The sequence below is a fragment of the Agrococcus carbonis genome (assembly GCF_900104705.1).
GTDB lineage: Bacteria > Actinomycetota > Actinomycetes > Actinomycetales > Microbacteriaceae > Agrococcus > Agrococcus carbonis.
The window spans coordinates 995,271-1,006,879 of the sequence record NZ_LT629734.1 but is presented as its reverse complement, the minus strand read 5'-3'; the positions used below and the strand labels follow the sequence as shown (position 1 = coordinate 1,006,879).

At 73.5% G+C, this 11,609-nt stretch carries 13 protein-coding genes and 1 tRNA gene; 10 read left to right on the top strand and 4 right to left on the bottom strand.

What is annotated here, in order from left to right:
• Positions 1-8: 8 nt before the first annotated feature.
• A complete protein-coding gene (locus tag BLT67_RS04830) occupies positions 9-638 on the top strand; it encodes a helix-turn-helix transcriptional regulator (protein WP_157674180.1) in 630 nt (209 codons plus the stop codon).
• A 2-nt stretch (positions 639-640) separates the two neighbouring features.
• Positions 641-1,237, top strand: a complete 597-nt coding sequence (locus BLT67_RS04825; protein WP_092665968.1) for a thymidine kinase — start codon at positions 641-643, stop codon at positions 1,235-1,237.
• 296 nt (positions 1,238-1,533) lie between these two features.
• Here the strand turns inward: BLT67_RS04825 and BLT67_RS04820 are convergent.
• From BLT67_RS04820 to BLT67_RS04810, 3 genes are all read right to left on the bottom strand, one after another.
• Positions 1,534-1,607 (bottom strand) — tRNA-Pro (locus BLT67_RS04820).
• A 41-nt stretch (positions 1,608-1,648) separates the two neighbouring features.
• The gene (locus BLT67_RS04815; RefSeq protein ID WP_092665967.1) at positions 1,649-2,638 is read right to left on the bottom strand and encodes a metallophosphoesterase; all 990 of its coding nucleotides are present in this window, start codon (positions 2,636-2,638) and stop codon (positions 1,649-1,651) included.
• The gene (locus BLT67_RS04810; protein WP_092665966.1) at positions 2,580-5,159 is read right to left on the bottom strand and encodes a transglycosylase domain-containing protein; all 2,580 of its coding nucleotides are present in this window, start codon (positions 5,157-5,159) and stop codon (positions 2,580-2,582) included. The genes BLT67_RS04815 and BLT67_RS04810 overlap by 59 nt, the downstream gene beginning before the upstream one ends.
• Positions 5,160-5,208: 49 nt before the next feature.
• On the opposite strand from BLT67_RS04810, the gene BLT67_RS13510 reads away from it, so the two are divergent.
• Together BLT67_RS13510 and BLT67_RS04805 are read left to right on the top strand one after the other, a co-directional pair.
• Entirely contained in the window at positions 5,209-5,379 is a 171-nt protein-coding gene (locus tag BLT67_RS13510; protein ID WP_172801983.1) for a hypothetical protein, read from the top strand.
• Positions 5,376-5,834 carry a RidA family protein gene (locus tag BLT67_RS04805; protein ID WP_092665965.1) on the top strand — a complete coding sequence of 153 codons (459 nt, stop codon included), beginning with the start codon at positions 5,376-5,378 and terminating at the stop codon, positions 5,832-5,834. The genes BLT67_RS13510 and BLT67_RS04805 overlap by 4 nt, the downstream gene beginning before the upstream one ends.
• A gap of 153 nt (positions 5,835-5,987) precedes the next feature.
• On the opposite strand, the gene acs is transcribed toward BLT67_RS04805, so the two are convergent.
• Entirely contained in the window at positions 5,988-7,937 is a 1,950-nt protein-coding gene (acs, locus tag BLT67_RS04800; protein WP_092665964.1) for an acetate--CoA ligase, read from the bottom strand.
• A gap of 315 nt (positions 7,938-8,252) precedes the next feature.
• Here acs and BLT67_RS04795 point away from each other — a divergent pair, with 315 nt between their 5' ends.
• From BLT67_RS04795 to BLT67_RS04770, 6 genes are all read left to right on the top strand, one after another.
• The gene (locus BLT67_RS04795; protein WP_092665963.1) at positions 8,253-9,296 is read left to right on the top strand and encodes a TadA family conjugal transfer-associated ATPase; all 1,044 of its coding nucleotides are present in this window, start codon (positions 8,253-8,255) and stop codon (positions 9,294-9,296) included.
• Complete coding sequence (locus BLT67_RS04790) at positions 9,293-10,192, top strand: type II secretion system F family protein (RefSeq protein WP_092665962.1); 900 nt, start codon at positions 9,293-9,295, stop codon at positions 10,190-10,192. Before BLT67_RS04795 ends, BLT67_RS04790 begins: the two co-directional genes overlap by 4 nt.
• A 47-nt stretch (positions 10,193-10,239) precedes the next feature.
• Positions 10,240-10,425, top strand: coding sequence for a hypothetical protein (locus BLT67_RS13360; protein ID WP_157674178.1), 186 nt, complete (start codon positions 10,240-10,242; stop codon positions 10,423-10,425).
• Positions 10,426-10,528: 103 nt separating this feature from the next.
• Entirely contained in the window at positions 10,529-10,702 is a 174-nt protein-coding gene (locus BLT67_RS04780; RefSeq protein WP_092665960.1) for a DUF4244 domain-containing protein, read from the top strand.
• Between the two features lie 6 nt (positions 10,703-10,708).
• Positions 10,709-11,032, top strand: a complete 324-nt coding sequence (locus BLT67_RS04775; protein WP_092665959.1) for a hypothetical protein — start codon at positions 10,709-10,711, stop codon at positions 11,030-11,032.
• An 86-nt stretch (positions 11,033-11,118) separates the two neighbouring features.
• The gene (locus BLT67_RS04770; protein ID WP_231945589.1) at positions 11,119-11,481 is read left to right on the top strand and encodes an Rv3654c family TadE-like protein; all 363 of its coding nucleotides are present in this window, start codon (positions 11,119-11,121) and stop codon (positions 11,479-11,481) included.
• Positions 11,482-11,609: the final 128 nt, after the last annotated feature.

Sequence of the window (11,609 nt, the reverse complement as noted above, 5' to 3'; positions counted from 1 at the left end):
GCGGTCCCATGGCAGTGATGGATGTCGTGCAGGCGGCGCCCCGCTCCGTCAGCATCGTCGCGAGCGGTCCTCGCGGCGCGCTGCTGCGCGACGCGATCGCCGACGAGCCCGGTCTGCGGCTCGGCGCGATCGCGGGTCGCTTCACCGACCTCGTCGTCGAGGCCGCGTTCCCCGGGGACGTCGTCGTGCTCGCCGAAGAGCCCGGCAGGCAGCTCTTCGCGCACGCCGTGACCGCGGCGGCGGCCGGCGCCGTCGTCGTCGCCCACGCCGACGTCGACGAGCAGCTCCGCGAGGCCCTCGAGCACCTCGGCGTCGTCGTGCTGCCGCTCTCCGAGCCGGCCGACGCGGTCGCGCGCCGCATCGTCGAGACGCCGCCCACCAGGCCCCGCGGGCACGGCTTCCGCTCCGGGATCGCAGGAGACGTGCAGCGGCCGCGGCTGTCGGCCGGCGAGCGCCGGGCGCTCGCCCACTACGTGCAGGGCCTCACGACCGTGCAGGTCGCGGCCGAGATGGGCGTCGGGTACGAGACCGCGAAGACGTTCCTGCGCCGGGTGCGCGCGAAGTACGCGGCGATCGACCGCCCGGCCGGCAAGCGCAGCGAGCTCATCGTGCGCGCCGAAGAGGATGGCATCCTCTAGTCGTGGCGAAGCTCTACTTCCGGTACGGCGCGATGAACTCGGGCAAGTCGACCGGCCTCCTGCAGGCCGCGTTCAACTACGAGGAGCGCGGCCAGCGGGTGCTGCTCGCGAAGCCCGCGACCGACACCAAGGGCGAGCGCGACGTCGTCTCGCGGCTCGGCGTGACGCGCGCCGTCGACTTCCTCGTCGGCGCCGACGAGTCGGTGATCGAGGCGTTCGAGGCAGCCGCCTCCGAGGACGAGGCGCCCGTGGCATGCCTGCTCGTCGACGAGGCCCAGTTCTTCGCGCCATGGCAGGTCGACGAGCTGCTGCGGATCGCCGTCGAGCGCGGCGTGCCCGTGCTCGCCTACGGCATCCGCACCGACTTCCTCACCCACGCCTTCCCCGGGTCGGCGCGGCTGCTCGAGCTCGCGCATTCGCTCGAGGAGCTCAAGACCATCTGCCGCTGCGGCCGCAAGGCGATGTTCAACGGCCGTCGCATCGGTGACGGATTCGTCTTCGACGGCGACCAGGTCGCCATCGACGGCGAGGCGGTCACTTACGAGTCGCTGTGCGCGACGTGCTACCTGCAGGAGTCGGGCGGCCGGCTCGGCTCGTAGCTGGAGGGGCGCTCCGCTCCGCTCGCAGCTCGAGGAGCGCGCCGCTCCGCTCGCAGGTCGAGGAGCGCGCCGGCGGAGCCGGCTCGCGTCACGAGACCGACGTGGTCGCGTCCGGCGAAGCGGTGCTTCGCCGGGAGAAACGTCGCGGGTGACAGCGGCATCTGCACGGCTCGCGACCGCTCCGCGGTCGCTCGAACCGTCAGATCCCGTATGAACCTACGGTCCAAATCCTGCCAGGACAGCCCCTACAGACGACGAAAGGGCCCTTGCTTGCGCAAGGACCCTTTCGGCATCTGTCGGGGTGACAGGATTTGAACCTGCGACCTCGTCGTCCCGAACGACGCGCGCTACCAAGCTGCGCCACACCCCGGTGCTGCTCCGCGGGCCGACGCCCTGAGCAACCGCACCAGTCTACCCGATGTCGCGGGGCACGAGCGACACGACGACCGCCTCGGGGGGCGTGCCGAGCCGGAAGGGCGCGAAGATCGACGCCCCGATGCCCTGCGAGACGTTGAGCGGCACCGTGCGCCCGCCGTGCGACCACGCGGTGAGCCCGGAGGCCTGCTCGCGCGGGATGTCGCAGTTCGTGACGATCGCGTGCCCGCCCGGCACCCGCACCTGCCCGCCGTGCGTGTGGCCGGCGAGGATCGCATCCGCCCCGAGGTCGACGAAGGCGTTGAGGATGCGCTGGTACGGCGCGTGCGCGACCCCGAGCGTGACGCGCGGGCCGTCGCCGAGCTCGCGGCGCATGCGCGAGATCGCCGTCTCCGTCTCGTCGAGCCGATCCCAGTGCCGGTGGGGGTCGTGCACGCCGAAGCCCGCGACCGTGGTGCCGCGCACCTCGAACGCGCGGGCGGTGTTGTTGAGGCTCAGCCAGCCGAGCTCCTCGAAGGCGCGCTCGAGGCCGGCGGTGTCGAGCCGGGTCACCTCACTCTCGCCCGAGAGCGTCGAGGGGCCGCCGAAGTAGCGCAGCGGATTCTTCGCCTCGGGGCCGTACACGTCGTTGGAGCCGTGCACGAAGAAGCCCGGGATCCCACGGAAGACGCGCAGCGCATCCGCGAGCACCGGGAGCGCCGCCGCGTGCCCGAGGCTGTCGCCGGTGTTGACGATGAGGTCTGGCTCGACGGCGGCGAGGCCCTCGAGCCAGTCGAGCTTGGCCGACTGCCACGGCGCGAGGTGGATGTCGGCGAGGTGCAGCACGGTGATCGGGCGCGCGCCCGACGGCAGCACCCGCAGGGTCTCGTTGCGGATGCGGAAGGCACGCGGCTCGATCGCGGTCGCGTAGGCGGCGACAGCGGCGCCGGCGGCGAGGATGCCGCCGGCGACCGCGCCGAGCGCCCGGCTAGCAGCCAGGGTCGCCTCCGCCGGCGTTCGTGCCGACCACGACCGAGATCGGGTCATCGGGTCCGCCGGGGGAGCCCGGCTCCGGGTTCTGCGCGAGCACGCGGCACACGTTCGCCTCGCCGTGGTCCTGCCAGGTCACCTGCACGAGATCCGCGTTGAACCCCGCATCCGTCAGCGCCGTCCGCGCGTCGCCGAGGGACTTCGCCCGGACGTCGGGCCAGGTCTGCGCGCTCTCTGGCGGTGCCGTCTCCTGCGGCTGCGCGTCCGGGTTGAGCGCACCGTTGGAGGGGTACAGGATGATCGGCGTCTGCGTCGTCACGAGCGAGCCCGCACCGGGTGCCGTGTACTCGACGAGGCCCTCGGCCTGCACGCCGTCGATCGCGTCGGCGACCTGCACCTCGAAGCCCGCACCCTCGAGCGTCGCCGTGGCCTGCTCGATCGACTGGCCCGCGACGTTCGGCAGCTCCGAGGCGTTGCCGCGCAGCGTCTCCTGGTCGGGCGTGAGGAACTGGCCGCCGGGGTAGCGGGCGATCGCCTCGGCCATCGCCGTCCGGAAGATCGTCGACCGGACGTTCCACCGCGACTCGAGCGACTGGTTGCCGACGATGTTGCCGACCCACACCGACGTCGCGACGGTCGGGCTCGCGCCGTTGACCCACGTCTGCACGACGCCGTTCGTCGTGCCGGTCTTCGAGATCACGGGCGTGTCGCCCGGCGGGTTGTTGAGCGGGTTGCGGTTGGTCACCGTCTCGAGCACGAGCTGCATGACCGACGCCACCTCCGGCGTGATCGCCTGCTGGCACTGCTGGCCGGGAGGCGCGATCTCGCTGCCGTCGCGGGCGACGATGCGGTCGATCGCGATCGGCTCGCAGTGCACGCCGCCATTCGCGATCGTCGCGAAGGCCGAGGCCATGCCCATCGGGGTCACGTTCGAGCCCGAGCCGATGACGGCCGGCGCGAAGATCTCCCAGTCGCCGCCGTTCGCCGGGGTCGTGCCCATCCGCGCCGCGGTGTCGTGGATGTCGCACAGGTCGAGCTGGCTCGCCATCTGCACGACGCCGGTGTTGACCGAGTTCACCATGATCTCGGTCGGCGTCATGCGGGTGTACTGGTTGCCCTCGTTGTTCTGCAGCTGGTAGCGCTCCGAGATGAGGCCCGTGCACGAGGCCTTGAACGTGCCCTGCGGGTAGTCGTCGACGCTCGCGTCGAGCTGCTCGTTCACGGAGTGGCCGTCGATGATCCACTGCGCGAGCGTGAAGATCTTGAAGCCCGAGCCCGGCTGGAACCCGCCGGAGCGGCCGTGCGCGTAGTCGGCGTTGAAGTTGATGCTCGTCGCCGTCGGCGGGGCGTTCTCGGTGGGGGAGTAGTCCTTGTTCTGCACCATCGCGAGGATGCGGCCGGTGCCGACCTCGAGCTGCGTCACCGCCGCGCCCGACTGCCATCGGGTCTCGGTGTTGGGCACGAGCTCGTCGACGGATGCCTGCACCGCGTCGTTGAGGTCGAGGTCGATCGACGTGTAGATGCGCAGGCCGCCCTCGAACAGCGCCGCCCGGTTGTCGGCCTGCGATGCCCCGAGGATGTAGGCGCCGTCCTCGGTGCCGTCGATCGTGTCGTTCTGCAGCACGCGCTGCACGTAGTCGCAGAAGAAGCGGGTGGACTCGTACCCGGCGATGCAGCCGTTGCGCGCGGGCTGGATGTCGACGAACTCCTCGTCGACCGGGATGGCGAGCGCCGCATCCCGTTCCTCGGCCGTGATGAAGCCCTCGTTCGCCATCGCGCGGATGATCACATCGCGGCGCTCCTGGTTGCGCTCCCAGTTGTCGGGCTTGAAGAGGTTGCGCGTCGAGGGGTTCTGCACGGTGGCGATGAGCGCCGCCGACTCGGCGATCGAGAGCTCGGAGGCGGGCTTGTTGAAGATGCGCTGCGCGCCCGACTCGATGCCGTAGACGTTGCCGCCGAAGTTGGCGATGTTCAGGTAGGCGAGGACGACCTCGTTCTTCGTGTAGCGCTGCTCGAGGCCGATCGCGAGGCGCATCTCGGCGAGCTTGCGCTGGTACGACTCGGAGTACTGCGCCGCGCACGTCTCGGCCGCGGCCTCGTCGTCCGACAGGCACGCGTCGATCGCGATCTGCTGCCGCACGAGCTGCATCGTCAGCGTCGAGGCGCCCGAGTCGCCGCCCACGCCGAGCTGCGACATCGCCGCGCGCACGACCGACGGGGCGTCGACGCCGCCGTGCTGGTAGAAGCGGCGGTCCTCGCCCGCGACCAGCGCATCCACCGCCGTGCGAGGCACGTCGGACCACTCCAGCACCTGGCGGTCCTGCGCGTAGAACTGCGCGATCTCGACGGGCTTGCCGTCGCGGAGGCCGTAGATGCGGTTGCGCTCCGACTGCTGGTCGATCTGCGCGTACGACGGCAGGCTCTCGAAGAGGTCGAGGCCGCTGTTCGCGGTGCTGCTGGCGACGGCGAGGGCGGGCGTGAGCGTGGCGGAGACGAGCACTCCGGCGATCACGCTGAGCCCGAGGAGCCCGGCGAGCGAGCCGAGCAGGCTCCCTGGCTTGTGACGTGTGGCGGCCATAGCATACGAGGGTACGGGAACAACCTATGAGGGCAGGGACGACAGACTGATGCCGAAGACCACCTGGGAGTACGCGACGACGCCGCTGCTCATCCACCGCGAGACCGCCATCCTCAACACATGGGGCGGTGACGGCTGGGAGCTGGTGCACGTCGCGAACGGTCCCGAGGGCGGGCTCGTCGCGTTCCTCAAGCGCCCCGTCGAGGGCTCGGCCGAGTGAGCGTCGCGGACCGCCTCGCCGAGCTCGGGCTGACCCTGCCGGCGGTCGTGCCGCCGGTCGCCTCCTACGTGCCGGCCGTCTCGCACGACGGTCTCGCCTTCACCTCCGGGCAGCTGCCGATGGTCGACGGCGCGATGCCGCGCACCGGCAAGGTGGGCGCCGAGGTGTCGCCCGAGGACGCCTACGCCGACGCGCGCCGGTGCGCGCTCAACGCGCTCGCGGCGCTCGACGCCGAGATCGGCTCGCTCGACCGCATCACCCGCATCGTCAAGGTCGTCGGATTCGTCGCCTCGGCCGAGGGCTTCACCGGCCAGCCGGGCGTCGTCAACGGCGCGAGCGACCTGCTCGGCGAGGTCTTCGGCGACGCCGGCCGGCACGCGCGCAGCGCCGTCGGCGTGGCCGAGCTGCCGCTCGGCGCACCGGTCGAGGTCGAGCTCGTCGTCGCGTACGCGTAGCGAGCTTCGCCGGTCGAGGAGCGCGCGCCGCAGGCGCACGCGTCACGAGCTGTCCGCTGCTCACAGCGACGGATCGGTCTCGAGACGCGTCCTGGCTGCGCCCGGGCGCTCCTCGACCGGCGGAGGGGGCGCGCGCTCCTCGGCGGGCGGAGGCTACGCCCCGCGGAACTGCTGCTGGATCGCGTCGACCACGCCCTGGTCGGCGAGCGTCGTCGTGTCGCCGAGCGCACGGCCCTCAGCGAGGTCGCGCAGCAGTCGCCGCATGATCTTCCCCGAGCGGGTCTTCGGCAGATCCGGCACGATGAACACCTGTCGCGGCCGGGCGATGGCGCCGATGTCCTTCGCGACGTGCTCGCGCAGGATCTGCTCGGCCTCCTCGATCGTGTGGTCGCGCGACGCCGACTGCTTCAGGATCACGAACGCGACGACCGCCTGGCCCGTGGTCGCATCCGTCGCCCCCACCACCGCCGCCTCGGCGACCCCGTCGTGCGCGACGAGGGACGACTCGATCTCGGCCGTCGAGAGCCGGTGGCCCGAGACGTTCATGACGTCGTCGACGCGGCCGAGCAGCCAGATCTCGCCGTCCTCGTCCTTGCGGGCGCCGTCGCCGGCGAAGTACTTGTCGCCGAACTTCTCCCAATAGGTCTCGCGGTAGCGCTCCTCGTCGCCCCAGATGCCGCGCAGCATCGACGGCCACGGCTCGGTCGCGACGAGCAGCCCGCCGTCGCCGTCGGCGACCGGCTGCCCGGAGTCGTCGAGCACGTCGACCTCGATCCCCGGGATCGGCACCTGCGCGCTGCCCGGCTTGAGCGTCGTGACGGCGGCGAGCGCGGAGATCATGATCGCGCCGGTCTCGGTCTGCCACCACGTGTCGACCACGGGCGTCGTGCCGCCGCCGATGACCTCTCGGTACCAGACCCACGCCTCGGGGTTGATCGGCTCACCCACCGTGCCGAGCACCCGCAGGCTCGAGAGGTCGCTCGACTGCGTGTGCTGGCGGCCGAGCTTCATGAAGGTGCGGATGGCCGTCGGGGCCGTGTAGAAGGTCGTCACGCCGTAGCGCTCGATGATCTGCCAGGGCCGCTCGGGGGTCGGGGTGTCGAACGTGCCCTCGTGCATCACCTGCGTGGTGCCGTTGGCCATCGGCCCGTAGACGATGTAGCTGTGGCCGGTCACCCAGCCGATGTCGGCCGTGCACCAGTAGACATCGGACTCGGGCTTGAGGTCGAAGACGTGACGGTGCGTGAACGACGTCTGGGTGAGGTAGCCGGCGCTCGTGTGCAGGATGCCCTTCGGGCGGCCCGTGGTGCCCGACGTATAGAGGATGAACAGCGGGTGCTCGGCGGGGAAGGCCTGCGCGACGTGCTCGGCGGGAGCCGCCGCCATCGCCTCGTGGTACCAGGTGTCGCGGGAGTCGTCCCAGTCGATCTCGTTCTCGCCGCGCTTGACGACGAGCACGTTGCGCACGCCGTGGCCCGGCTCGCGGAGCGCCTCGTCGACCGTGGGCTTGAGCGGGAAGACCTTGCCCTTGCGCCACGCGCCGTCGGTCGTGATGACGAGGGTCGCGCCGGCGTCGTCGATGCGGCCGCGCAGGTTGGAGGGGCTGAAGCCGCCGAAGACCGCGGTGTGCACCGCGCCGATGCGGGCGCACGCGAGCATCGCGGCGATCGCCTCGGGCAGCATCGGCAGGTAGATCGCGACGCGGTCGCCGGCCCTGACCCCGAGGCCCTCGAGCACGTTCGCGAGGCGCTTGACCTCGGCGGTCATGTCGGCGTACGTGAGGGTGCGGCGGTCGCCGGGCTCGCCCTCCCAGTGGAAGGCGACGCGATCGCCGTTGCCGGCGTCGACGTGCCGGTCGAGGCAGTTGACCGCCACGTTGAGGGTGCCGTCGTGGAACCACTTCGCGTGCGGCGGCTGCCAGTCGAGCACCTCGGTGAAGGGCGTCTCCCACTGCAGCTCGCGCGCCTGCTCGGCCCAGAAGCCGAGGCGATCCTGCTTGGCCCGGTCGTAGAGCTCGTCGCTGGTGGCCGATGCGCCGCGCAGCTCCTGCGGCGGGGCGAAGCGGCGCGTCTCGGTGAGCAGGTGATCGATGTGATCGGACACGTGGTTCCTCCAGACTTCCTCGTCGCGTCGAGCCTACCCACGCGGGCTGTCAGATTGCGTCGTGTTGCATCTCACCGGGTGAGAGCTTCCCGCCTACCATGGGCGGTGTCGGCCACGCCGACGTGAGCAGGTGCACGGCGGATCCCCCATCCGCCCCTCCTGCGGCGGCGCCCCCTCCCCCCAGGCGGGCGCCGCCATCCCCAGCCTCGCCGGCCTGGGCCGCGCTGGCCTGCGAGGGGGCCTCGCCCCGTCGCTCTCCACAGGCCGTTGCGCCGCTGCCGCGGCACGTGAGCGCGGCGCCGTACGGTGCCCGCCATGGCAGGAGGGGCGCACGCGGCGCTGGGGCGATCGACGGGGATCCCGTTCGTCGCCGGCGCGACGCGCGGCCATGCCGCGGTCGGCGGTGCTCCGGCACGCACCCGGGCCGACGGCGGTGCACTGCGCGAGTTCGCCGAGCTCGCGCCGCTCGTGGCGGAGGCGGCGGTCACGGATGTGTTCGTCACAGCCGGGCAGGTGTGGGTCGACCGGGGCGCGGGCCCGGAGCGCGCACCGCTCCGGCTGGACGCCGGGCGTGCGCGCGAGCTCGCCGTCGCGCTCGTCGCCGCGGGCGGACGCCACGTCGACGAGGCGACACCGGCCGTCGACGTGCGGCTGCACGACGGCATCCGCGTGCACGCGGTGCTGCCGCCGGTCGCCGTCGCGGGCGCGCAGCTGTCCATCCGGCTGCCGCGGGTCGCCGCGCTCTCGCTCGACGAGCTCGACGACGCGGGCGCATTCGACGCGGTCCCGCTCGAGCGCGTGCGCGCGCTCGTCGAGCGGCGGGCGAACGTGCTCGTCGCGGGCGCCGGCGGCTCGGGCAAGACGACGCTGCTCGGCGCGATGCTGTCCGACGCTGCGCCCGGGGAGCGCATCGTGACGATCGAGGACGTCGCCGAGCTGCGCATCCGCCACCCCCACGTCGTGGCGCTCGAGGCACGGCAGGCGAACGCCGAGGGCGCCGGCGCGATCGGCCTCGAGCAGCTCGTGCGCGAGGCGCTGCGCATGCGGCCCGACCGGCTCGTGCTCGGGGAGTGCCGCGGCGCCGAGGTGCGCGAGCTGCTCTCGGCGCTCAACACCGGGCACGACGGCGGGGCCGGCACGCTGCACGCGAACTCGCTCGACGACGTGCCCGCGCGCCTCGAGGCGCTCGGCGCGCTCGCGGGACTCAGCCCGGCGGCGCTCGCACGGCAGGCGGTGAGCGCGATCGACGCGGTGCTGCACCTCGAACGGCACGCGGGACCGGACGGGCCGGTGCGGCGGGTCGCCGCGATCGGCGAGCTCGCGCTCTCGGGCGACCGGCTCGTGGTGCGGACGGCGTGAGCGTGACGTGGCGGCGCGGCTCCGCCGCCGCGCGCGCGGTCGAGTCGCGGACGGACGTGGCGAGGGCGGCCGCGACGCGTGAGGACGATGCCGCGGCGACCGTCCACCGGGTGGCGGCGCTCGTCGCGGGCGGGCTCCCGCTCGAGCGCGCGTGGGCGGTGCTCGGCACGGATGCGGGCGCGGTCGCCGAGCGCGCCGGTGGCGCGCTCGTCACGGCGGTGCTCGACGTCGCCCGGCGCACGGGCGCGCCGATGGCGCCGACCCTCGAGCGGCTCGCGGGGCTGCTGCGCGAGCAGGCGGCGCAGCGGCGCGCGCTCCAGACGGCGCTCGCCGGGCCCAAGGCGACCGCCCGGCTCGTCATGGTGCTGCCGGTCGTCGGCCTCGGCTTCGGCCTCGCGCTCGGGCTCGACGTGCTCGGCGCGGCGCTCGGCGGCGGGCTCGGCACGATGTCGGTGCTGGCCGGCGCTGCGCTGCTCGTGGCGGCCTGGGCGTGGTCGCGGGCGATCGTCCGTCGAGCCGCGCGCGGCGACCCGGCTCCAGGCATCGCGCTCGACCTCGTGGCGGTGGCGCTCGCGGGCGGGGGCGCGGCGGATCGCGCGCGCGCCGTGGCGGCATCTGCGCTCGCCGATGCGGGCGTCGTCGCGGGTGGCTGGGACGAGGTCGACGCGGCGCTCGATCTGGCGCGCCGCGCCGGCGTGCCAGTGCGCGGGCTGCTGCTCGCGGAGGCGACCGCGGCGCGCATGCGGGCGAGGCTGGACGGCGAGGCGCGCGCGCAGCGCGCGGCCGTGCAGCTCGCGCTGCCGCTCGGCGCGTGCGTGCTGCCAGCCTTCTCGCTGCTCGTGATCGTGCCGCTCGTCGTCTCGATGCTCGAGGGCGCGCTGACGCCGCTGGGTTGAGGGATGGACCCCGGCGGATCCCCCGCGACGCGCGCTACAGTGCGGCCATGCGGAACATCTTCAGCGCGGTCGTCAACTGGTGCACGGCGCTGTTCGCGTCCGCGACGGGGGCGCCGCACGCGATCGTCGCGACCGACGGCGTCGAGCCCTCACCGTCGCCTGCGGCCGAGCAGCCCCGCACGGCGTCCTCCGCGCCGTCCCCGGCGAGGCCGGAGCCCGCGCCCGAGCGCTGAGCGCCGCGACCGTCGAGCCGCGTCATCCACAGGCAGCGTCCGCCGTCGCGCGCGCGACGGCCTCGCTCCCGCACGCTGGGCCTCCCAACGAGAGGAGGCGAGCATGCGGATGCTCGAGAGGCTGGTGCACGAGGAGGACGGCGCGGCGACCGCCGAGTACGTCATCGCGACGATGGCGGCGGTGGGCTTCGCCGGGCTGCTGGTGGTGATCCTGCGCTCCGACGAGGTGCGCGGGATCCTCACCGACATGGTGCAGCGCGCGCTGTCGGTGCAGTAGGCGCCGATGCGCCGTCGCAGCTGCGACCGTCGTGGCGAGCTCGGGGCGGTGACCGCCGAGCTCGCCGCGGCGCTGCCTGCCGCCGTGCTCGCGATCGGCATCGCCATCGGCGCCGTCGCCGCGGCGGCGACGCAGGTGGCGCTCGAGCAGACCGCCGGAGCCGCGGCACGGGCGGCGGGGCGCGGCGACGATCCGGCGGCCTACGTCGACGGCGCGGCGCTGCGCATCGAGGTGCAGGGGGAGCTCGTGTGCGCGGTGGTGTCGAGAGACGTGCTGCACGGCGCCCTGACGCTCGTCGCTCGCAGCTGCGCGCACGGAGGCGGGCGGTGATCGAGGCGGGGTCTCGTGACGGCAGCGGCCCTGCGGGCCGCGGCCTCCTCGACCGACGGAGTGGGCTCCCCGACCGACGGAGTGGGGTGCTGCACTGCCGGGTCGGCGCCCGCAGATGGGCGGACGAGCGGGGTGCGGGGGCGGCGCTCGCGCTCGCGGTCGCCACCGGGGCGCTGCTGCTCGCGCTGCTCGTCGTGGGCGCCGGCACCGCCGCGATCGCGCAGGCACGGGCGGCGGCCGCCGCCGATGCAGCCGCCCTGGCCGCCGCCGACGCGGTCTCCGGGTACGCCGACGGGAGCCCGTGCGGGCTCGCGCAAGCGGTGGCGACGGCGAGCGGCGCGGCGCTCGCGGCGTGCCGGATCGACGGGCTCGACGCGCGCGTGACGGCCACCGTCCCGGTCGGGCCGCTCGCCGCATCCGTCACCGTCAGGGCGGGCCCGCCGCCGTGAACCGAGCCGCCGCCGCGCAGGCTGACCGCAATGGCTCTATGTGTATTGTGTCGACTCGTGGCCCGGTCGGGCCCCGTGATCGGTGTGCCGCAGACGGCCCGATCAGCAACCAGCATGAGAAGCAGTGA